General features: G+C 71.7%; 19 protein-coding genes. 10 read left to right on the forward strand and 9 right to left on the reverse strand.

The window, feature by feature from the left end:
* Window positions 1–46 precede the first annotated feature (46 nt).
* On the forward strand, window positions 47–325 hold the full coding sequence (locus ABZ297_RS09700) for a hypothetical protein (RefSeq protein WP_355342162.1): 279 nt from the start codon (window positions 47–49) through the stop codon (window positions 323–325).
* 6 nt (window positions 326–331) lie between these two features.
* Here ABZ297_RS09700 and ABZ297_RS09705 read toward each other — a convergent pair whose 3' ends face one another.
* A complete protein-coding gene (locus tag ABZ297_RS09705; protein WP_355342165.1) occupies window positions 332–1,348 on the reverse strand; it encodes a LacI family DNA-binding transcriptional regulator in 1,017 nt (338 codons plus the stop codon).
* Window positions 1,349–1,484: 136 nt separating this feature from the next.
* Here ABZ297_RS09705 and ABZ297_RS09710 point away from each other — a divergent pair, with 136 nt between their 5' ends.
* The 6 genes from ABZ297_RS09710 (at window position 1,485) to ABZ297_RS09735 (ending at window position 7,750) form a co-directional block, all read left to right on the forward strand.
* Window positions 1,485–2,324: an ABC transporter permease gene (locus ABZ297_RS09710; protein WP_355342168.1), complete on the forward strand. Its 840-nt coding sequence runs from the start codon at window positions 1,485–1,487 to the stop codon at window positions 2,322–2,324.
* Between the two features lie 8 nt (window positions 2,325–2,332).
* Window positions 2,333–3,352, forward strand: a complete 1,020-nt coding sequence (locus tag ABZ297_RS09715; protein WP_355342171.1) for an ABC transporter substrate-binding protein — start codon at window positions 2,333–2,335, stop codon at window positions 3,350–3,352.
* Window positions 3,353–3,354: 2 nt separating this feature from the next.
* The gene (locus tag ABZ297_RS09720; RefSeq protein WP_355342174.1) at window positions 3,355–4,149 is read left to right on the forward strand and encodes an ABC transporter ATP-binding protein; all 795 of its coding nucleotides are present in this window, start codon (window positions 3,355–3,357) and stop codon (window positions 4,147–4,149) included.
* A 21-nt stretch (window positions 4,150–4,170) separates the two neighbouring features.
* Window positions 4,171–5,223, forward strand: coding sequence for a calcium-binding protein (locus ABZ297_RS09725; RefSeq protein ID WP_355342177.1), 1,053 nt, complete (start codon window positions 4,171–4,173; stop codon window positions 5,221–5,223).
* Between the two features lie 128 nt (window positions 5,224–5,351).
* Window positions 5,352–6,818 (forward strand): PQQ-dependent sugar dehydrogenase, encoded by a 1,467-nt coding sequence (locus ABZ297_RS09730; RefSeq protein ID WP_355342180.1) that lies wholly within the window; start codon window positions 5,352–5,354, stop codon window positions 6,816–6,818.
* A complete protein-coding gene (locus ABZ297_RS09735) occupies window positions 6,815–7,750 on the forward strand; it encodes a hypothetical protein (protein WP_355342183.1) in 936 nt (311 codons plus the stop codon). Before ABZ297_RS09730 ends, ABZ297_RS09735 begins: the two co-directional genes overlap by 4 nt.
* Window positions 7,751–7,800: 50 nt before the next feature.
* Here the strand turns inward: ABZ297_RS09735 and ABZ297_RS09740 are convergent, their stop codons facing one another.
* The 8 genes from ABZ297_RS09740 to ABZ297_RS09775 all read right to left on the reverse strand — a co-directional run bounded on the left by ABZ297_RS09740 (window position 7,801) and on the right by ABZ297_RS09775 (window position 17,162).
* Window positions 7,801–8,238, reverse strand: a complete 438-nt coding sequence (locus ABZ297_RS09740) for a hypothetical protein (RefSeq protein WP_355342186.1) — start codon at window positions 8,236–8,238, stop codon at window positions 7,801–7,803.
* Between the two features lie 92 nt (window positions 8,239–8,330).
* Window positions 8,331–9,389 (reverse strand): leucine-rich repeat domain-containing protein, encoded by a 1,059-nt coding sequence (locus ABZ297_RS09745; RefSeq protein ID WP_355342189.1) that lies wholly within the window; start codon window positions 9,387–9,389, stop codon window positions 8,331–8,333.
* Between the two features lie 99 nt (window positions 9,390–9,488).
* The gene (cutA, locus tag ABZ297_RS09750) at window positions 9,489–11,837 is read right to left on the reverse strand and encodes an aerobic carbon-monoxide dehydrogenase large subunit (protein ID WP_355342192.1); all 2,349 of its coding nucleotides are present in this window, start codon (window positions 11,835–11,837) and stop codon (window positions 9,489–9,491) included.
* Window positions 11,834–12,475 (reverse strand): (2Fe-2S)-binding protein, encoded by a 642-nt coding sequence (locus ABZ297_RS09755; RefSeq protein WP_355342195.1) that lies wholly within the window; start codon window positions 12,473–12,475, stop codon window positions 11,834–11,836. The genes cutA and ABZ297_RS09755 overlap by 4 nt, the downstream gene beginning before the upstream one ends.
* A gap of 13 nt (window positions 12,476–12,488) precedes the next feature.
* Window positions 12,489–13,406, reverse strand: coding sequence for an FAD binding domain-containing protein (locus ABZ297_RS09760; protein ID WP_355342198.1), 918 nt, complete (start codon window positions 13,404–13,406; stop codon window positions 12,489–12,491).
* Window positions 13,403–14,782 (reverse strand): solute carrier family 23 protein, encoded by a 1,380-nt coding sequence (locus ABZ297_RS09765; RefSeq protein WP_355342201.1) that lies wholly within the window; start codon window positions 14,780–14,782, stop codon window positions 13,403–13,405. Before ABZ297_RS09765 ends, ABZ297_RS09760 begins: the two co-directional genes overlap by 4 nt.
* Window positions 14,783–15,252: 470 nt before the next feature.
* Window positions 15,253–15,462 carry an RNA-binding S4 domain-containing protein gene (locus ABZ297_RS09770; protein WP_355342204.1) on the reverse strand — a complete coding sequence of 70 codons (210 nt, stop codon included), beginning with the start codon at window positions 15,460–15,462 and terminating at the stop codon, window positions 15,253–15,255.
* Window positions 15,463–15,473: 11 nt separating this feature from the next.
* Window positions 15,474–17,162, reverse strand: a complete 1,689-nt coding sequence (locus ABZ297_RS09775) for a PucR family transcriptional regulator ligand-binding domain-containing protein (protein ID WP_355342207.1) — start codon at window positions 17,160–17,162, stop codon at window positions 15,474–15,476.
* Between the two features lie 130 nt (window positions 17,163–17,292).
* Between ABZ297_RS09775 and ABZ297_RS09780 the strand changes: the two genes are divergently transcribed.
* From ABZ297_RS09780 to ABZ297_RS09790, 3 genes are all read left to right on the forward strand, one after another.
* Complete coding sequence (locus ABZ297_RS09780) at window positions 17,293–18,267, forward strand: DUF2877 domain-containing protein (protein ID WP_355342210.1); 975 nt, start codon at window positions 17,293–17,295, stop codon at window positions 18,265–18,267.
* Between the two features lie 145 nt (window positions 18,268–18,412).
* On the forward strand, window positions 18,413–19,735 hold the full coding sequence (locus ABZ297_RS09785) for an FdrA family protein (RefSeq protein WP_355342213.1): 1,323 nt from the start codon (window positions 18,413–18,415) through the stop codon (window positions 19,733–19,735).
* Window positions 19,732–21,135 (forward strand): DUF1116 domain-containing protein, encoded by a 1,404-nt coding sequence (locus ABZ297_RS09790; protein WP_355342216.1) that lies wholly within the window; start codon window positions 19,732–19,734, stop codon window positions 21,133–21,135. Before ABZ297_RS09785 ends, ABZ297_RS09790 begins: the two co-directional genes overlap by 4 nt.
* Window positions 21,136–21,240: the final 105 nt, after the last annotated feature.

The following is a 21,240-nucleotide window of genomic DNA, read 5'->3' on the forward strand; positions in this document are numbered from 1 at the left end:
ACGTCGAACCGTCTGGGACGGACGTCGAGAGGGATGTGAGCCACTGATGAGGCGATGGACGCCGAAGCTGCTCGGGCTGGCGGGCCTGGGCCTGGTCGCGCTGGCGGTGGGGCTCTTCGTCGGCCGGTGCGACAGCTACGGGATCTTCCCCCTGCTGGTGGCGGGGCACGCCCTCGGCACGGCGCTCATCGGTGCGGCTCTCATCCTCGGTTTCAAGCCCGGCGTGGCGATGTCGATCCTCCTCGCGATCGCTGTCGCAACGATCTCCTTCCTCGTCGCGGCGATGGCGTTCTTCGCCTCCTTCGCCCGCTGTTTCGAGTTCTGACGCGCCTCAGGCGGTGCTCTGGCGGAGGATCACCGTGCCCGCCACGCGTTCGATGCGGCGGCGGGAGCGGGGGCCGTCGCGCAGGGCGAGGGCGATGACGCGCTCGCCCATCTGCTCCAGCGGCAGGGCGACCGTGGTGAGCGGCGGGGTAAGGTCGCGCACCACGGGGATGTCGTCGAAGCCCGCCAGCGAGACGTCGCCCGGAACCGACAGGCCGTGCTCGCGGAGGGCCGCCAGGGCGCCGACGGCCATGACGTCGGTGGTGGCGAACAGGCAGGTGGCCGTCAGGCCGCGCGCCAGGAGGGTGCGGGCCGCCTCGTAGCCGCCCTCCCGGGTGAACGCCCCCTCGACCACCTCGGCCGGTTCCAGCCCCGCGGCGGTCAGGGCGTCGCGGAAGCCGCCCACCCGGTCCACGACGGTGCTGAGCCGGGCCGGGCCGGACAGGATCGCGAAGCGCCGGTGCCCGAGCGCCAGGAGGGCTCTGGCCAGGGCGGCGGCGCCCTCGCGGTTCTCCGGCAGGACGGTGTCGACGCGGAGGCTGCGGTGCCTGCTGAGCGCGGCGACCCGGCCGCCGGCGTTCAGGTAGGGGCGCAGTTCGACGTCCATGGCGCGTTCCCAGCGCCGGTCCTCGAAGCCCGAGCCGATGAGGAGGATGGCACGGGCCCGCTGGGCGCGGAGCATCGAGACGTAGGCGATCTCGCGCGCGCTGTCACGGAAGGTGCTGGCCAGCATGACCAGCAGGTCGCGGTCGGCGGCGGCGCGCATGACGCCCCTGGCGATGCCGGAGAAGTACGGGTCGCTGACGTCGTGGCAGATCACGCCGACCGTCTCGTTGGACGCCCTGACCAGCGCCTGGGCGTGCGCGTTGGGCGTGTAGGCGAGCCGCGACGCGGCGGCCTCGACCCGGCCGCGCAGGTCTTCGCGCACTCGGGCCGTGCCGTTCAGGACGCGGGACGCGGTGGCGAGGGAGACCCCGGCGGCCGTGGCGACGTCCTGGAGAGTCACGTGAGTGCGTTCGGTCACCCGGCCTCCTGTAACAGGAAGTTAACGACCATTGACCGCTCGTCCGAGCGGGGCTACCGTACCACAGGAAAGCGCTTTCAGATAGCGCTTTCTCGCATCTGGCCTGATGGCACGCGATGGAGGGAGACCTTCGATCGTGGTACAGACCGTTGACGGAGTCGTGCGGCGCGAGAGTCCAGGCTCGCGCGACCGCACGGTGGAACTACTCGAACGCTCCTGGCGGCCGTTCGCCTTACTCGCCGCCTGTTACGCCGTCTGGTGGGCGATCACCGAGTTCGGGATCGCGCCGCGGTATCTCGTCCCGTCGCCTGGAACGACACTTCAGCTGATCGCCGAGAAGTCCGGCTACCTCGGACACCACACGCTGGTGACCGCCTACGAGACGGTGCTCGGCTTCGCGATCGCCGTCGTCGTCGGGGTCGCGGCGGCCGTGCTGATGGTCGCCTCGGCGGAGGTGGAGAAGACCCTCTACCCGCTCCTGCTGTTCGCGCAGGTCATCCCCAAGATCGCGATCGCCCCGCTGTTCGTGGTGTGGCTCGGGTTCGGGCTGACCCCCAGGATCGTGGTCGCGGTGCTGATCGCGTTCTTCCCCGTGGTCATCTCCATGGTCACCGGCCTGAAGTCGGTGGACCCCGAGATGCTCCAGCTCGCCTCGACCATGGGCGCCGGCCCGGCCAAGACGTTCGCCAAGATCCGGTTCCCCGCGTCGCTGCCGTTCCTGTTCTCCGGACTGAAGGTGGCCGTGACGCTCGCCGTCACCGGGGCCGTGGTCGGCGAGTTCGTCGGCGGCAACGAGGGCCTCGGCTCCGTCATCCTGCAGGCCAACGGGAACATCGACACGCCGATGCTCTTCGCGGGACTGCTCGTCATGTCCCTCCTGGGCGTCGTGCTCTTCGTCGCCGTCGAGATCGCCGAGCGGCTGCTGCTCCCCTGGCACGCCAGCCGCCGTGGCGACGCCGTCACCGTCACCTTCTGAGGACCCCCATGAAGACTCGCATGCTGATCGCCGGCGTGGTTCCCCTCCTCCTGCTCGCCACGGCGTGCGGCTCCGGCGACGGGGAGAAGACCACCAGCTCGTCGGGCAAGCAACTCGACAAGGTCACCCTCACGCTCAACTGGTACCCGTACGGCGAGCACGCGCCGTTCTACTACGGCAAGAAGCAGGGCATCTTCGAAAAGCACGGCATCGACCTGACCATCCAGGCCGGGCAGGGCTCGCAGAAGACGGTCCAGGCGACCGGCGCCGGGCAGACCGACTTCGGCTGGGCCGACACGCCCGCGCTGCTCGGCGGCGTGAGCCAGGGCGTGCCGGTGAAGAGCCTGGGCGTCTTCCTGCAGACGACCCCGGCCTCGGTGCAGTTCTTCCAGGAGAAGAACATCACCAAGCCCGCCGACCTCAAGGGCAAGACGATCGCCTCCACCGCCGGTGACGCGCTGACCAAGACGTTCCCGGTCTTCCTCAAGGCGAACGGCATGTCCGAGACGGACGTCAAGATGCAGAACACCGACCCGGCCGGCAAGATCGCGGCGGTGATCTCCGGCCAGACGGACGCGCTGCTCGGCTACGCCTCCGACCAGGGGCCGACCATGCAGAACAAGGCCGGCAAGCCGGTGTCGTACCTGCGTTTCTCGGAGTTCGGCCTGAACTACTACAGCAACGGGCTGCTCACCTCGTCGAGCTTCCTGCAGAGCAAGGCCGACCTGGCCAAGCGGATGGTCGCGGCCACCAGCGAGGCGTGGGCGGCGGCGGAGAAGGCGCAGCAGGCCGCGGTGGACGCCATGGCGGGCGCCTCGGAGCAGCTACCGCCCGCGCAGGTGCTGGCCGACCAGTTCAAGACGACCACCACGCTGCTGCACACGGACGCCACCCAGGGACAGCCCCCGGGGGTGAACACCGAGGCCGACTGGCAGAAGACGATCGACACCTTCGCCCAGGCCGGCCTGGTCTCCAACCCGCAGGCGCCGAACGCCTACTGGGACTCCAGCGTGGCGCCGAAGGGATGACCGTGCCCCAGCAGACGACCCAGCAGAGGCCGGCCGTCGAGATCGACAAGGTGGCGGTGCGGTTCCGGAGCAAGAAGCGTGACGTGCTCGCGCTGGAGAACGTGTCGATCGACGTCCGGCCCGGCGAGTTCATCTCGATCGTGGGCCCGTCGGGGTGCGGCAAGTCCACGCTGCTCAAGCTGGTGTCGGGGCTGATCAGGCCGTCCACGGGCGCGGTGCGGCTGCTCGGCGAGGCGGTCGGCGGGCCGCGGCCCGACATCGGCTACGTCTTCCAGCGCGCCGCCCTGCTGGAGTGGCGGACGGCGCGCAGGAACATCCTGCTCCAGGCGGAGATGCGCGGCATGCCGCAGCGGGAGGCCGCGGCGCGGGCGGCCGAGCTGATCGAGATGACCGGGCTGTCCGGGTTCGAGGACGCGATGCCGTACGAGCTGTCAGGCGGGATGCAGCAGCGGGTGGCGCTCTGCCGCGCGCTGCTGCACCGCCCGCCCGTCCTGCTGATGGACGAGCCGTTCGGCGCGCTCGACGCGCTGACCAGGGAGCAGATGAACGTCGAGCTGCACCGCATCTGGCGCGAGACGGGCACCACGGTGCTGCTGGTCACGCACTCCATCGCCGAGGCGGTCTACCTGGGCAACCAGGTCGTGGTCATGACCCCGCGGCCGGGGACGATCGCCGAGGTGATCGAGGTGGACCTGCCCGCCTCGCGCGACTACGCGGCGACGATGTCGCAGCCCGCGTTCTCGTCCGCCACCGGCCACATCCGCGACCTGTTAGGAGCCGCTACGCACAGGGACTGACGCCCCGCAGAGAGGATCCCGATGCACGCGTTACGCCGTCTGATCTCCTCCACCCTCACGCTGACCACCCTGGTCCTGGTCCTGGCCCTGACCGCCGCGTCCGTCCCGGCCGCGCGGGCGCAGGCCGACCCGCCGGCGCAGACCGATCTGTCCGCCCAGGCCGACTGCGACGTGGGCCAGGGGGTGGTGGACGGCGTCAACGCCGGCGGGAACTGGGCGCCGGTGACGCCGTCGAAGTGGCAGTTCCCGGGCGACCAGGTGATCCTGGCCGAGGCCGGGGTGTCGCGGCCAGGACCGCGACGTCCGTTCGAGTACGCGGTGCTGAAGAGCGGCCCGGCGTTCGGCTCGGTGCAGATCGACGCCGAGGTGCGCCTGGACACGCCGACGAGCGTCAGCAACCGGGACGTGATCATCGTGTTCGGCTACCGGTCGGACACGGAGTTCTACTACGTCCACCTTTCTCAGGACAACACCATCTACCCGCACAACGGCATCTTCGTGGTGAACCACGCCGACCGGCTCCGGATCGACGACCAGTGGAACGGCCACGTCGGCGCGCCGCCCGCCGTGACGGATATGGAGTGGCACAAGGTGCGCGTCCGGCACTGCGCCGGAACCGGCCGGATCTCCGTGTTCGTCAACGACTCCCCCACCCCGCTCATCACCGCCACGGACCGGACGTTCAGCTCGGGCCGGGTCGGTTTCGGCTCCTTCGACAACATCGGCCGGATGCGCGACATGAAGGTCACCGGCACCCCGATCTGCGGCGGCCTGCCCGCCACGATCATCGGCACGCCCGGACGCGACCTGCTGACGGGCACGCCCGGCCCGGACGTCATCGTCGGCCTGGGCGGCGATGACCTGATCCGCGGCCTCGGCGGCGACGACGTCCTGTGCGGAGGCGACGGCAGGGACGTCCTCCTCGGCGGCGACGGCGACGACAGCCTGTACGGCGGCGCGGACGCTGACGTGCTCAACGGCGGCCACGGCGACGACCACCTCTACCGCGACTCCTCCCGGGACGTCCTGACCGGCGGCCCCGGCAACGACACCGAACTGACCGAACAACCCTGACCCCGCGCCGGCCGGCACAGGCTGTCAGTCCAGTCGTCAAGCGTCACTTTTGTTACTTGACGATCGTGAGGACTGCTCCTACCGTCGCCGGTAAGCGCTTTCCGCCCAACCCCCCGGTGGTGAACAGGATGTCGAAGCGTTTACGTCTTCTGCTCTCCGCGCTCATGGTCGCCGCACTGTCCGTGCCCCAGGCGACCGCACTGGCGGACGTCCCGCCAGGCACCGCGCTCGACGACCCGATCCCCGAGAAGCCCACGGCGTCCGGGCTCTCGCTGACCCTCCGCGAGATCGCCGCCTTCCCCAAGAGCGAGCCGATCCCGGCGCCCACGGACCAGCGGCTGATGCGCTGGGCCCGGATCAACAACATCGGCGAGATCCCCGACGGCACCCGCCGCCAGTTCGTCAACGACCTCAACGGCGAGCTCTACCTGCTCAAGAACGGCCGGCCGGAGCCGTACCTGAACGTCGCCGAGACGTTCGCGCCCGACTTCATCTCCGGCCGGGGCCTCGGCGCCGGGTTCGGCTACGTCGCCTTCCATCCGCAGTTCGCCAAGAACGGCAAGTTCTACACCGTCCACACCGAGTGGGGGGCGGCGCTCACCTCGAAGACGCCCGACCTGACCCCGCAGACCGACACCAGGTTCCACGGCGTGATCACGGAGTGGACGGCCGCGAACCCCAAGGCCGACACCTTCAGCGGCACGCACCGGGAGGTGCTGAGGCTCGGCTTCAACGGCCAGGTCCACGGCATCCAGCAGATCGACTTCAACCCGACCGCCCACCCGGGCGACCCCGACTACGGCCTGCTCTACGTCGCCTCGGGTGACGGCGGGCGCGGCTCGTCGACCGCCGAGCCGCAGAACCTCGGCACCCCGCAGGGCAAGCTGCTGCGCATCGACCCGGCGGGCACGAACAGCGCCAACGGCAGGTACGGCATCCCGTCCGGCAACCCGTTCGTCGGCAAGCCGGGCGCGATCGGCGAGATCTACGCGTACGGCATGCGCGACCCGCACCGCTTCAGCTGGGATCCGATGACCAGGAAGCTGTACCTCGGCCACATCGGCGAGCACGCCGTCGAGGCCGTCTACGAGGTGCGCTCCGGCGACAACCTCGGGTGGAGCGAGCGCGAGGGCGCCTTCGAGTTCAGGAAGGACGACCGCTGCCACCTGTACACGCTGCCCGCGGACGACGCCCAGTTCGGCTACACCTACCCGGTGGCCGCCTACGACCACGACCCGCCTCCCGGCCACAGCTGCACGGCCGACAGCGGTCACGCGATCGCCGGCGGGTTCGTCTACCGCGGGCTGCGCCTGCCGCTGCTGTTCGGCAAGTACGTCTTCGGTGACATCGTGGACGGCCGCGTGTTCTTCACCCTGGCCGCCCAGATGAGGCAGGAGCGGCTGCCGGAGCGGGCCACGATCTACGAGCCGAAGCTGTTCGACAGCACCGGCAAGCAGGTCACCATGCGGGACCTCGCCGGCGACACCCGGGTGGACCTGCGCTTCGGCCGGGACGGTGCGGGCGAGCTGTACCTGCTGTCGAAGGCCAACGGCAAGATCTGGAAGATCACCGACGCCCGGATGGGCCCGCGATGAGGCTCCGGTACCTCTCTCCGGTCGTCGCCGCCGTCCTGGTCATGGCCTCCAGCCCGGCACAGGCCCGGTCGCGGCCCGAGGTCCTGCCCACGCTGCAGCGCAACCTGGTCGCGTACTACGACTTCGAGCACCCCGCCCCCGACGACGCCGCGCGGGAGCGGGACCAGGGGCGCTCGGGCACGGACATCACGCTCATCAACGGCGGCGCGGACATGCGCGTCCAGGACGGCGCCTACCGGGGCAGCACCCACTCGATCCAGCTCCAGCAGGTCAACCCGACCGTGGCGGGCAACGACGACTGGAAGGCGGGGGTGTACTCGGAGACGGGCGTGCCCACCCTGCACGCCTTCAACGGCGTCAAGGGCGCCACCGTCATGGGCTGGTTCAAGATGACCGGCCAGAATCCCAGCCCCAACTCCAACTCGGCCGACCCGAGCGACTTCTACGGCGCGATCGGGCTGGCCGGGGTGCTCACCGGCACCTCGCAGGGGCACGACGTCCGGGCGCTGCTCGAACTGATCACGGTGAACGGCGAGCTGCGCGTGGTCGCGCTCGGCAGGCGCGTGGACGGTTCCAGCTCCCAGACCTTCGCCGCCGGCGACCCGTGGCAGACGGTGCTGCCGCAGGGCCAGTGGGTGTTCCTCGCCGCCTCGTTCGACTACGACAACGCCACGATGCGGCTTTACAAGAACGGACGTCCGCTCGACGGCTTCTACACGCTCGCGGGCGACCCGTGGGGCGTCGAGGGCCCACCGGAACCGGACGTCACCTCGCAGTCCGACCCCAGGGGCATCAAGATCGGTGGCAGCTATCCGCAGAACACCAGGGAGACCAATCCCTGCAACTGCCGGATGGACGGCCTGATGTTCCTGGACAGGGTGGTGTCGCCGGCGGAGGTCCATGCGCAGTACGAGCTGACGACCAGACGCTAATCGCCGACGCGGGTGCGGCTGGGACGCCCCGGATCGTCCCAGCCCGCCTGTCAGCGGACCGTCTGCATCTTGTTGGTCCGGTGGTCCTTCAGATGCAGGTCACCGCCCAGGCGCTCCTTCAGCAACTCCAGGACCTTCCGGCTGGACAGGACGGTCCAGAGGTTGCCGACCAGGTGGGGGTTGTACTCGGGCGCGATGTCCATCCACGCGTCCTTGCCCGCCTGGGTCTTGAACGTGGTGACGAAGAACTCCCCATCCGCGGTCCTGCAGTAGCCCGTACGGATGTCGGCGGCGTTGACCTGCATGCGCGGCTTGCAGCCCACCTTCGCGGAGAGCTGCTCGACGGAGAGCGGCGCCGCCTGCTGGGCGGCGTCGGCGACCTTCCCGCCGCCCCCGCCGGTGTTCCCGCCGCTGGCGGTGCCGGGTGAGCAGGCCACGGCCAGGCCGAGCACCACCACAGAGCCGATCAGGCGTGGAAATGTCGTCATGTGCCGAGATACGCAGCCCCGCCGCCTCCGGTTCAGCCGTCCGCGGGGAACTCTCGGCGCGCCGCGCAGGACGCGCTCAGCACAGCACGCGCTCAGCACAGCACGACGCAACCCCGCTCGCGCAGGACGCGCAGGACGCGGGGGTCGCCGTCGAGCTTGTTCCAGCGCAGGTCGAGCTTCTCCAGGGCAGGCAGGTCGGCCAGGCTCTCCGGCAGCGTCCTGAGGCGGTTGTTGCGCAGGTCGAGGTGAGTGAGCCGGGCCAGGCCGCGAAGATCGGGCAGCGCGGCGAGATGGTTGTCGCGGACGTCGAGCTGCCGCAGCTCGCCCAGGTCCGCGAGGGACGCCGGCAGCGCGGACAGCCTGTTGCCGCGCAGGTGCAGCTCCCGGAGCCGGCCCAGCCGCCCGATCGAGCCGGGCAGGGCTTCCAGCCGGTTGCCGTACAGCCGCAGCTCCACCAGCGACGCCAGCCCGCCGATCGACTCCGGCAGCCCGGTGAGGCGGTTGTCGGTGAGGTTGAGGTAGGCGAGCCGGTCCAGCCGTCCGAGCGCGGCGGGCACCTCGGCGAAGCGGTTGTCGCTCAGGTACAGGTAGTCGGTCAGGTCCAGCTCGCCCAGCTCGGACGGGAGCACGGTGAGCGCGTTGTGCCCGAGGTCGAGCATGCGCAGCCGGGTCAGCCCGCCGATGGCGGCAGGCACCTCGGTCAGGTCGTTCTCGGCGAGGTTGAGCGACTCCAGCCGGTCCAGCTTCCACAGCGAGCCGGGCACCTCGGTCAGCCGGTTGCCGCCGGCTGCCAGGTGGCGCAGGTCTCCGCCGAGCCGGTCGGGGAGGGTTTCCAGGGCGTTGCCGTACAGGAAGAGCTCCTCCACCGAGGGCGGGCAGCCGGGGAAGGCCGTGAGGCGGTTGCCGTCCAGGTGCAGGGCGCGCAGCGAGGTGAGCCCGGCGAGGCTGGGCACGGACTCCAGCCGGTTGCCGTCGAGCCGCAGTTCGGTCAGCGACGTCAGGCCGCCCAGCCAGGCGGGCAGCTCGGTGAGCCGGTTCCAGGCGAGGTCGATCAGCCGGACGCCGTCGAGGTCGGCGGGCGGGCCGGGCAGCTCCGTCAGGCCCGCACCGGGGGCGCGCAGCTCGCCATCGCGGAGGAAAGGGTTCACCATGCCGCAGATCTTGCCATGACAGCCGTGAGCAGGCCCCTTTCCACCCGGTCCGTGCCCCTCGAAGGCCCGTGACCACGACGGCCCCGGTCAGCCTCCCCGTCAGCCTCTGAGCTCCCACAGCTCGGACGGTGAGATCGGCATCCGGTTGATCTCGATGCCCTCGGCGTCCTCGATGGCGGCGGCGATCACCGCCGAGACGGGGATGACCCCGGCCTCGCCCGCCCCCTTGACGCCCAGCGGGTTCAGCGGCGACGGCGTCTCCAGGTGGGCCGTCTCGATCGGCGGGATCTCGGTGGCGTACGGCATCAGGAAGTCCATGAACGAGGCGTTGACCAGCTGGCCGTGCTCGTCGTACACCATCCGCTCGTAGAGCGCGCCGCCGATGCCCTGGGCGACCCCGCCGTGGATCTGCCCCTCGACGATCATCGGGTTGATCAGCCTGCCGCAGTCGTGCACGACCGCGTACCGCACCACCCTGATCTCGGCGGTCAGCGGGTCGGTCTCCACGATCGCCGCGTGCATGCCCGCCGCGAACGTGGACCTGATCGGCGAGTAGTAGTCGCGCCCCTCCAGGCCGGGCTCCTCGCCTTCGGCGACGGGCGGCCTGTCGGGCGCGGCGGGCGCGGCGAACTGGGTGGCCCTGGCCGTCTCCTCGTCGAACGCGTAACGCAGCGGGTTGGCCAGCACCGCGACCGTGGACAGCGGGATCGACGCGGTGGGCGCGCCGACCACGTGCACCAGCCCGTCGGCGATGTCCAGGTCGGACGGGTCGGCCTCCAGCGCGTCGGCGGCGATACGCAGCGCCTTCTCCCGGACCTTCCTGCAGGCCAGCGCGATCGCGTTGCCGCTGACCACGGCCGCCCTGGACGCGAACGTCCCCACCGCGTACCCGAACCTGCGGGTGTCGCCGGTGACCACCGACACCCGCTCGATGGGGACGCCCAGCTCGGTCGCGGCGATCTGGGCGAAGACGGTCTCGTGCCCCTGCCCCTGCGAGGTCAGCCCGGTCGAGACGTGCACCCGGCCGTCGGAGGTGATCTGCACGTGCCCGCCCTCGTACGGGCCGACGCCGGTGCCCTCGACGTAGCAACCCAGGCCGATGCCCCGGTTCGCGCCCGGCTGGAAGTCGTCCCAGCCGATGAGGTCCTTCAGCAGACGGAGCATCCGCGGGTAGTCGCCGCTGTCGTAGATGAGCGGACGCCCGTCCTGGAAGATCATCCCCTGGTCGTAGGGGAACTCGTCCGGCCTGATGAAGTTGGTCTCGCGGACGTCGGCCCGGTCCTTGCCCAGGTACTGGGCGATCTTGTCCATGGTCCGCTCCATGCAGAACACGCCCTGCGGCCTCCCGGCCCCGCGATACGGCGTGACCTGCACGGTGTTGGTGTACACGGCGGTGAACTCGACCCGGTAGGCCCCGATCTTGTACGGGCCCAGCAACTGGGTGGAGGTGATGATCGGGACGATGATCCCGTAGGGGGTGTAGGCGCCGTGGTCGTGCAGGATCGTCACGTCCAGCCCCAGGACCCGCCCGTCGTCGTCGAACCCGACCCGGACGTGCTGCACCTGCCCCCGCTCGTGCGCCGACGCGATGAAGTGCTCGCGCCGGTCCTCGGTCCACTTGACCTCGCGGCCGAGCACCATCGCCGCCCACGGCACCAGCACCTCCTCCGGCCACGGGTGGACGATCTTCACGCCGAACCCGCCGCCGACGTCCGGCGCGATCACCTCGACGTGCGGCAGCGGCAGGTCGAGCGCCGCCGCGACGGCCATCCTGACGCTGGTGGAGGTCTGGGTGCTGGAGTGGACGCGCAGGTCCGTGCCGTCCCAGCGGGCGTGCACGCCGCGTCCTTCGAGGGGCATGCTGGCGCTGCGCTCGATGTCGAGCCGGAACGCCAGCGTGTGGGGCGCGGCCTCGATCACCTCGCGCGCGCCCAGCCCGGCGGGCGACGGCACCTCCTGCACCAGGTGCGCGCCCACGTTGCCCGGCACGTCCTCGTGGACGAGGGTGGCGCCGTGCGCCGCCTCCTCCAGGCCGACGACCGGCTTGAGTGGCTCGTAGTCGACCTCGATCAGCGCGCAGGCGTCCTCGGCCAGGTACCTGTCGGTGGCGACGACCATGACGACGGGCTCGCCGACGTGCCTGACCACGTCCTTCGCCAGGGGGTGGGCGGTGCGGCCGTGGGTGAGCGCGGGGTGCGGAATCAGCAACGGCAGCGGGCGGCCCACCCGCTCGGGCAGGTCCTCCCAGGTGTAGATGGCCACCAGCCCCTCGACGTCGAGCGCGGCCGACACGTCGATGTCGCGGATGCGGGCGTGCGCGTGCGGCGAGCGGACGAACGCCGCCACCAGCGCGTCGCGGCCCAGGTCGTCGACGTAGCGGCCCTGCCCGGTGAGCAGCCTGGGGTCCTCCTTGCGCTGGACGGGCTCGCCGAACAACCTGGTCGTCATCGCCGCTCACCCTGCCCTGCCGGGGCCTCCTCCGCGAGGAGCTCGGCCGCGCGGTGCACCGCCTTGACGATGTTCTGGTAGCCGGTGCACCGGCACAGGTTGCCCGAGATGCCCTCCAGGACCTCCTCGTCGGTCGGCGCGGGGTTCTGCCTGAGCAGGGCCGTCACCGTGCACAGGAAGCCGGGGGTGCAGAAGCCGCACTGCAGGCCGTGGCACTCGGCGAAGGCGCGCTGCACTGGGCTCATGGCTGCGCTCATGGCCTCCACTCCGTGGAGGCGGCTCGGTCGCTGAGACCCGTCGCCTTCCCTCGTCGCTCCGGTCGCTGCGCTCCCTGCGCTCCTCAGTCCAGGCGACGGCGCTCCCTCGCTCCTCAGGTCAGGCGACGGCGCTCCCTCGCGGGCCAGGCCCTCGACGGTGGTGATCTCGCACTCGTCCACGCTGACGGCGAACGTGAGGCAGGAGCGCACCGGCTCGCCGTCCAGCAGGACTGTGCAGCACCCGCACACGCCGTGCTCGCACCCGACGTGGGTGCCGGTCAGGCCGAGGTCCTGGCGCAGGCAGTCGGACAGCAGCCGCCGCCCGGGCACCCGCACCCGCCGCACCGTGCCGTTCACCACCAGCGTGATCTCGCGCTCCACCGTCCGCTCCCTCTCACCGTCCGGTCATGGCGTCGGCCACCGCCTCTTTCAGCGCCCGCTCGGCGAGCACGCCGACCAGGTGCAGGCGGTACGCGGCGCTCGCGTGGATGTCGCCTTCCGGCTCCGTCCGGTCCTGGACGGCCCGCGCCACCTCCGCCCAGGCGACGCCCGAGGACGGCCGGTTGCCGCACAGCTCGCTCACGTCCACGACGAGCGGCACCGGGCCCACGCCGATGCAGGCGACGCGGGCCGCGGCGAGGTGGAAGTCCTCGTCCAGGGTGGCCACCGCGCACACCCCGGCCAGCGCGTAGTCGCCGTGCCGCCTGGCCACCTCGCAGAACGCGCTCCCCGACCGCTCGGGCAGCGCGGGGAAGAACGCCGAGACGGCCAGCTCGCCGGGCTCGACGGCCGACTCCATCGGACCGACGAAGAACTCGGCCGCGCCCACGTCCCGGACGGCGACCCCGCCCTCACCCGCTGCCGGGACCGCGCCGCCGCCCGCCCCCGGCGTCGCGCGGACCGCGCGGGCCAGCCGGACGGAACCGCCCAGCACGGCCAGCACGGCGGGAAGCTCGGCTGCCGGGTCGGCGTGGGCCAGGCTGCCGACCACCGTGCCGCGGTTGCGGATCACCGGATGGGCGACCAGCCGGAGCGCCCGGGTGAGCAGCGGATGCGCCCGGGCCCGCTCGACCTGCGTGTGCCTGGCCATCGCGCCCACCGTGACGCCGAGCGGGCCGGCCTCCACCGTGGCCAGCGACGCGACGCGGTTGATGTCGACCAGGTGCTCCGGCGCGGCCAGCCGCATGTTCAGCATGGGAATCAGGCTCTGCCCGCCCGCGAGCACCTTGCCGCGCGCCCCCACCCTGGCCAGGACGTCCAGGGCCTCGCCCAGTTCGCGAGGGGCGTGGTGCTCGAACGGCGGCGGCTTCACCCGGCGTCGCCCCCGGTTCCGGCAGGCGGAGGCACCGCCGCCGCGGGCGCCGGCCCCGCGATGGCGCGCAGCAGGTGGTAGCCGCCCACCACCACGATGGTGCCGAGCGCGATCCCCTCGAGCCTGAAGTCGCCGCTGATCAAGAGTTTCACCGGTCCGATCGCCAGGATGATGCCCGCGCCGATCGGAACCATGTTCACCGGGTCGGCGAAGTCCACCCGGTTCTCGATCCAGATCTTCGCGCCGAGAAGGCCGATCATGCCGTACAGGATGACGGTGACGCCGCCCAGCACGCCGGACGGCGTGGCGGACACCAGCGCCCCGAACTTCGGGCAGAGCCCGAACAGGATCGCGATCACGCCCGCGATGTAGTACGCGGCGGTCGAGTACACCTTGGTGGCGGCCATGACGCCGATGTTCTCGGCGTAGGTGGTGGTGGGCGAGCCGCCGACCGCGCTGGCGACCACGGTGGCGACGCCGTCGGCGGCGACCGCGCGCCCGACGTACGGGTCGACGTCCGTCCCGGTCATCTCGCCGACGGCCTTGACGTGGCCGATGTTCTCCGCGATCAGCGCGATCACGGCGGGCAGGACGAGCAGCGCCGCCGACATCTTGAAGTCCGGCAGGTGGAAGTCGGGCAGCCCGATCCAGGGGGCGTCGCCGATCTTGGACAGGTCCACCCGCGGATGCGCCGGGATCTTGAGCGTCCCGTCGGAGTAGGCCGGGACCTGTCCGAAGAGGCGGTCGGCCACCCACGACAGCGCGAACCCGGCGACCAGCCCGATCAGGATGCCGATGCGCCCGACGAACCCCTTGAACGCCACCACGAGCACGAACGTCACCAGCATCGTGACCAGCGCCATCCACTGGTCCTGCGGCCAGTAGACGTCGGCCACCACGTACGCCAGCCCGAACCCGATCAGCATGACCACCGCGCCGGTGACCACGGGCGGGAAGATCCGGTGGATGATCTGGACGCCCATGACGTGCACGGCCAGCCCCGCCAGGAACAGCACGAATCCGGCGATCAGGATCGCGCCGGTGACGATGGCGTCCGCTCCTGCGGTGTCGCCGCCGAACACCGCCCTGATCGCGAGCACGCCACCCACGAACGACGCGCTGGTGCCCAGGTAACTCGGCACCTTGCCGCGGACGATCAGCAGGAACAGGATCGTCGCGACACCCGACATCATGATCGCGACGTTCGGGTCGAGCCCCATCACCAGCGGGAAGACGAAGGTCGCGCCGAACATCGCCACCACGTGCTGGGCGCCGAAGCCCACCATGCGCGGCCAGGTCAGCCGCTCGTCCGGCCTGACGACCTCTCCGGGAGCCAGGTGCTTGCCGTCGCCGTGTTTGGTCCACCCCAAAACCATGAAAGCCCCTCTTTCCGGGCCACCGGTTCGAGCACCGCCCCGCAGGCGCCCCTTGCACGGTGCTGTCGTTCGAGCCTCGTCGTTCGAGCTTCGTCGTCGTTTGCGCTTCGTCGTCGGGCTTGGTGTTCGTCGGGCTTGGTGTCGTCAGAGCGTCGGTCCGGGTCGTTGCGGGCACATCAGGTCGGTCGGCGTGCCGCTACACCGGCATGATCTGCCAAATCTCCCTCCCTGACCAGACCTCCCCTCTCGCACATTTCCCATTTCCCCCAGCGATCTCCCTCTGCGCCGTCACCGGTCGCGGTCCTTCGGATGACGGGAGGACCGCGACGCCAGGAACGCGCCTGGCCGTCAGCCACTCCGTCAGAACCAGTGGGACGGGCGGTAGTACTTCGCCCCGTCGGAGCCGACGACGACTTCTTCTCCGCGTACGCTCGCCAGGCCGCGCCACATCGGCGGCGTCGTAAGACTCGCTACGCCACGTGGATCGAGAATCCTTCGCCCGTGACCACCTGACCGGCACGGATCTTGGCGGTTTTGCGTAGTTCCAGCTCGCCGTCCACCGACACCAGCCCTTCGGCGATCAGGTGCTTGGCCATGCCGCCCGTCTCCGTGATGCCGCAGTACTTCAGCAGGTCACACAGCGGGATGTAGTCGGATTGCAGTTCGAAGTCCAGGTCCACGGCACCCAAGCCTAGATGCCGCGCATCCGCAGCACGTGCAGGGCCAGGGTGAGGTTGAGCCGCAGGTGCGGGTCTTCGGTGAAGCTGCCGAGCAGCCGTTCGAGCTTCCCGATGCGGTAGCGGAGGGTGTTGTAGTGGAAGTGCAGCCGCCTGGCCGTCTCCGCCACGTTCAGATTGGTCTCCAGGAGCACCTGCAGGGTGCGGCGCAGGTCGGCGTTCTCCGCGTCGTCGTCGGAGGCCAGCGGCCCGAGCGTCTCCCGGACGAAGGCGTGTAGCTCGTCGGTGTCGTTCACCAGCGACAGCAGCCGGTAGACGCCGAGCTGGTCGAAGTGGGCGACCGCGCCGGGGCCGTGGAGTTGGCGTCCGACCCTGGCCGCCTTCAGCGCCTGCGAGTACGCCTCCGGCAGTGTGTCGACGCCGGGCGACGGGCGGGACGTCCCGGTCGAGAACGTGGCCGGCGGGATGTCGGCGAAGGCGGAGGCGGCGTCCTTGGCGACTCGGGCGGCGTCCACGGTGGCGTCGAGCACGGCCACCACCTCGTGGGAGAACCCCGCCACCGCGCCGCGCGGGTCGTGGCGGCGCATCGCGGCGGTCCAGCACGACACCAGCCGGTCCTGGGCGCTGCGCTCGTCGCCGTCGGGGTCCAACTCGGCCACCAGGACGGTGACCGGTCGTTGCAGGTCCCAGCCGAACGCCCTGGCCCGTGCGGTGATCCGCTCGGCGGTGCCCGCCCTGCCGGTGAGGACGTCACGCAGGAAGTCGGCGCGGTACTTGCTTTCGACCGCGTTGACCGCCTCCTGCGTGGTGACGACGAGGGCGGCGACCGTGGCGGCGCGTTCGAGGATGCCGACGTCGCTGTCGCGGATGGCGCCGGCCGGGCTGTAGGCGACGATGCGGCCGTGGTGGTGGCCCTGCGCGACGACGGGCACCGAGACGAAATCGCGCCCGCGACCCGCCACACCGGGGACGGTCTCGCCGGCCCCTGCCGAGGCGGCGGCCTCGTACCCCGCCGAGGTGCGGGTTGGTCTGGCGGAGAGCGGGCGGGCCGGTGTGATCGGCGGGCCCGCGTGGGCGACCGACTCACGCAGGGCGCCCACATGCTCGGGCGGTCCGGCCGCGGCCAGCACCCGTCCGCCGCCGTCGACCGCGGCCACCGCCACGTCGAGCAGGCCCGCCACCTCGGCCGTCACCTCGTTCAGCCCGCCGCCCGCCAGCACGACCTGCACCAGCGCCCGATGCGCCTCCTCCGCGCGGGCCAGCGCGGCGGCCTGCCGGTTGAGGATGTCGGTGAGCACCTGGTTGAGGATGTCGTCGAAGCCGACGTCGTTCGGCAGCAGGATCAGCGGGAAGCCGAGCCTGTCGGCCTGTTCGACCATCTCGGGCGGCAGCTCGTCCACGTAGCGGCCGAGCTTGATCCCCAGGGCGGCCAGGCCGCGCTCGTCCAGGTCGGCGACCAGGCGGCCGAGCGACTGCGGCGTGTTACGCAGCGGGTAGCCGGTGGTGAGCAGCAGTTCGTGCGGCTTCACCCAGGGCAGGATGTCCGGCACCTCCATCACGTTGAGGCGCTGCACGATGCGGCCGAGCCCCCTCTCCCCCGCGATCAGCTGGGCGTCCGCCAGGGTCGAGACGCCGAGCACCTCGCCGACGGATACGCCGTGAATGATCGTGCCGGTGCTGGCGAGTCGGACGGGGGGCTCCATGGGGTGATTGTGACCCCAGAAACGGTCTGTCAGGAAGAGCCAACCTTCCCGCTGACTGTTGGCAAATTTCTCCGTACGGAGGGTTGCGGGGCCGTTCTACGGTCAGGTCCAGGGTCGGTAGGGAGGTTCCGTGACCGTCGGTACTCACGTGAGGCGGGCGCGCACGCGTGTCACGGGTGCGGCCAGCGCCGCGACGCGGCCCGTCCTGGAGTCGCAGCGCCGTCCCGCCAGGGTGCTCGCCGCCTTCCCGGCGGGGGTGTATCTCGAGGTCAGGACGGATCTCGAGCCGTCGGTGCTCGCGGTCATCACCGGCGAGGCGACGCGCCTGCCGAACTCGGTTCTGCTGTCGACCGGCCTTCCGCGGGTCACGGTGGGTGACGAGGCCCTGGTGGGCGACGGGACGGTCGAGCTGGGGCCCCTGAGCCTGCGCGCCCGACGCTGGTGGGACCCCGCGCCGCCGTTGGGCGAGGTCGCCCGGGCGCGGCTGGCGGCGTCCCTCGACCACCTGGAGCTCCTGACTGCCGAGGCAGAGCCCCGGACCGCCCCGCAGCGGAGGGAGAGCTTCCCCGGGAGCGGCCCGGACCCGCATCGCGAGAAGCCTCCCGAGAGCGGCTGCCAGCGGGAAGGGGGCGCCTGGCAGGTCCCCGGGTTGGTGGGCAACAGCGTGGTCGAGGCGCTGGCGGAGAGTTGCGCGAAGGGGTGGCTGCTGGGGGCGGTGAGCGCGGCGGAGCAGCTGGTCGGGCTGGGGCCCGGGCTGACGCCGAGCGGCGACGACGTCCTCGCCGGGCTGCTGGTGACGTTGCGGCAGCTCGGGAGGGCGGCGGGCACGGGCCGGGCGGTCTGGCTGGCCGACTGGCTGGCGGCCGCCGTCACCTACGACGCCCGCACCCGCACCACCGCGATCTCGGCGACGCTCCTGCACTGCGCCGCCCGGGGCGAGGCCAGCCCGGAGGTGATCGCCGTGCTGCGCGGCCTCACCGGCGGCCAGGCGCTGGAACCGGCGCTGCGCCGCCTGCACCGTCTGGGCCACACCTCGGGCGCGGACCTGGCCCAGGGCATCGCGATCGGCCTGTCCGCGGTCCTCGCCCTCGGCGGGCCCCGATGAGGCGGCCCGCACGGCGTGCGCGACGGGTCAGGACGACGCGGGCCGGGTGGCGTGCACGAAGGGGCAAGATCACCGAGCGGTGTCCGTGGGGGCCTCGGTGAGCGGGTCTGGCGGCGTTCGCGGCGGGGCTGTCTCGTCCGACGTCGTGTCGCTCAGGCGGGGCGTCTACCACGACTCGGTCACGCTCATGCGGGTGAGCAGGCAGCTTTCCGGCCTGCCCGGCGTGGACGTGGCGATCGTCGCCATGGCCACGGAGCTCAACCTCGCCCTCGCCCGTGACCTCGGCTTCGCCCTTCCCGAGGCCGAGCCGGGCGACCTTCTCGTGGCCCTGCGCGGCCAGGAGGCCGGGGCGGCGGTGGCCGAGCTCGACGACCACCTGACGCGGCTGTCGAGGTCCACGGGCGAGGCGGCCGAGCAGCCGCCGCTCACCACCCGCTCGGCCGCCAGGCGTCCGGCGGACCTGGTGCTGGTGTCGGTCCCCGGCGAGCACGCCTTCTGCGAGGCGATGGACGCGATCCAGGCCGGACTGCCCGTGATGATCTTCAGCGACGGCGTCCCCGTGGCCCAGGAGGTGCTGCTCAAGACGCTGGCCGACGAGCGGGACGTGCTGGTCATGGGCCCCGACTGCGGCACCGCGGTGATCGCGGGCGCCGGGCTGGGCTTCGCGAACGTGCTGCGTCCCGGGCCGGTGGGCGTGGTGGCGGCTTCCGGGACGGGCGCGCAGCAGGTGACCTCCCTGCTGGACCTCGCGGGGACGGGGGTCAGCCACGTGCTCGGCGTCGGCGGCAGGGACCTGTCCGCCGAGGTCGGCGGCCGGTCCACGGTCCGCGCCCTGCGGATGCTGGACGACGATCCGGCGACCGCGCTGATCGTGCTCGTCTCCAAGCCGCCGGCGCCCGAGGTGGCGCGGCACGTCCGGGAGGTGGTGGAGACGCTGCGCACGCCGGTCGTGTCCGCGTTCGTCGGCGAGAAGGACCTGACGGAGGCGGCGGAGGAGGCGTTGCGGACGCTCGGCAGGTCGGTCCCGGCGTGGCCGGCGTGGCCGGGCTGGTCGGGCAAGAAGGCGGGGGGCCGGCTGAGGGGCGTCTACTCGGGCGGGACGCTGTGCTCGGAGGCGGCGCTGATCGCCGGACGCGGCGAGTTCGTCGACTACGGCGACGACGCCTACACCAGGGGCCGGGCGCATCCGATGATCGACCCGACGCTGCGGCTCGAAGCCCTCGCCGCGACGGAGCCCGGCGACGTGGTGCTGATGGACGTCGTGCTCGGCCACGGCGCCGATCCCGACCCGGCGGCGTCGCTGGCCCACGCGATCAGCCGCGCCCCGGCCACGGTGGTCGTCGCGCTGGTCGGCACCGAGGGCGACCCCCAGGACCTGCACCGGCAGGCCGCCGCGTTCCGCGAGGCGGGCGCGACGGTTTTCACCTCCAACGCCGAGGCGGCCCGTCACGCGAGGAGCCTGCTGTGACAGCACCCGGACGGCTGCTCGCGTCCGCACCCCGCGTGATCACGGTCGGCGCGGGGCTGCTCCAGGAGGCGCTCGACGCGCAGGCCGTGGAGACCGTTCCGGTGGCGTGGCGGCCGCCGCTGCCCGGCACGGGCGAGGCGCTGGCGGCGGTGCTCGCCGACCCGCGGCGGGAGCAGGCGAACGCGCTGGCCGTCAGCAGGCTCACCTCCGCGCTGCCGCAGCTGGTGGGGGTGCGGCGCGCGTCGGACGTCCTGGACCTGCCCGGGCGGACGTTCCTGCACGCGGGCCCGCCCATCGAGTGGGAGCGCGCGTCGGGCCCGCTGCGCGGCGCGCTCGTCGGCGCGATGCTGCTGGAGGGCTACGCGGACGACGAGCAGGACGCCGAGGCACGGCTCGCCTCCGGACGGGTGCGCCTGGAACCGTGTCACCACCACGCGACCGTCGGCCCGATGGCGGGCGTGGTGAGCCCGTCGATGTGGATGTTCGAGGTGCGCGACGCCGAACACGGCGGCACCGCGTACTGCTCGCTCAACGAGGGCCTGGGCAAGGTGCTGCGCTACGGCGCCTACGGCCCGGAGGTGATCGACCGGTTGCGGTGGATGGACCAGGTGCTCGGCCCGGCGTTGTCGGCGGCGCTCGCGCTGACCGGGCCGATCGACCTGCGCGCGCTGATCGCGCAGGCCCTGCAGATGGGCGACGAGCTGCACAACCGCAACCGGGCGGCCACCTCGCTGCTGCTGCGCGAGCTGGCCCCCGCGGTGGTCGACGCCGCGCCGGGCAGCGCCTCGGAGGTGCTGCGCTTCGTCAACGGCAACGACCACTTCTTTCTCAACGCCGGGATGGCCGCGGGCAAGGTCAGCACCGACGCTGCCAGGGACGTGCCCGGCTCGTCGCTGGTCGTGGCCATGGCCCGCAACGGCACGGACTTCGGCGTGCAGGTGTCGGGGCTGGGCGGGCGGTGGTTCACGGGCCCCGCGGGCGTCCCTGACGGGCTCTACCTGGGCGCGTACGGGCCGGAGGACGCGAATCCAGACATCGGCGACTCGACGATCACCGAGACGTCCGGGCTGGGCGGGTTCGCCATGGCGGCGGCTCCGGCCATCGTCCGGTTCGTGGGCGGGGAGGTGTCCGACGCGATGGCGGCGACGCGGTCGATGTACGAGATCACGCTGGCCGAGCACCCCGCATATCAGATTCCCGGGCTCGGCTTCCGCGGCACACCGGTCGGCATCGACGTCACGCTGGTGGCCAGGACGGGGTTGCTGCCCGTGGTCAACACCGGAATCGCCGGGCGGGTCGCGGGGACCGGGCAGGTGGGTGCGGGCCTGGTGAACCCGCCTGCCGAGGCGTTCACGAGCGCCTTGCTCGCGCTCGCCGATTCGGCCGCGCAGCCCCTTTGAATAAGCGCGTTTCAGCAGGTCAAGGTGATTGTCAAGGGATGGTCAGCTTCCCTTCCTGAATCACCTGCCATATCGTGTCGAACCTCATAATCTGGAAGGATCGCG

It is taken from the genome of Nonomuraea sp. NPDC005983 (assembly GCF_040614375.1).
In the GTDB taxonomy this organism is placed as follows: Bacteria; Actinomycetota; Actinomycetes; order Streptosporangiales; family Streptosporangiaceae; genus Nonomuraea.

Excerpts from the sequence above, each read along its gene's own strand:
- cutA (WP_355342192.1), bottom strand. The coding sequence starts at position 11,837 with ATGACGACCAGGTTGTTCGGCGAGCCCGTCCAGCGCAAGGAGGACCCC.
- ABZ297_RS09740 (WP_355342186.1), bottom strand. The coding sequence starts at position 8,238 with ATGACGACATTTCCACGCCTGATCGGCTCTGTGGTGGTGCTCGGCCTG.
- ABZ297_RS09730 (WP_355342180.1), top strand. The coding sequence starts at position 5,352 with ATGTCGAAGCGTTTACGTCTTCTGCTCTCCGCGCTCATGGTCGCCGCA.
- ABZ297_RS09745 (WP_355342189.1), bottom strand. The coding sequence starts at position 9,389 with ATGGTGAACCCTTTCCTCCGCGATGGCGAGCTGCGCGCCCCCGGTGCG.
- ABZ297_RS09735 (WP_355342183.1), top strand. The coding sequence starts at position 6,815 with ATGAGGCTCCGGTACCTCTCTCCGGTCGTCGCCGCCGTCCTGGTCATG.
- ABZ297_RS09715 (WP_355342171.1), top strand. The coding sequence starts at position 2,333 with ATGAAGACTCGCATGCTGATCGCCGGCGTGGTTCCCCTCCTCCTGCTC.
- ABZ297_RS09700 (WP_355342162.1), top strand. The coding sequence starts at position 47 with ATGAGGCGATGGACGCCGAAGCTGCTCGGGCTGGCGGGCCTGGGCCTG.
- ABZ297_RS09775 (WP_355342207.1), bottom strand. The coding sequence starts at position 17,162 with ATGGAGCCCCCCGTCCGACTCGCCAGCACCGGCACGATCATTCACGGC.
- ABZ297_RS09765 (WP_355342201.1), bottom strand. The coding sequence starts at position 14,782 with ATGGTTTTGGGGTGGACCAAACACGGCGACGGCAAGCACCTGGCTCCC.
- ABZ297_RS09725 (WP_355342177.1), top strand. The coding sequence starts at position 4,171 with ATGCACGCGTTACGCCGTCTGATCTCCTCCACCCTCACGCTGACCACC.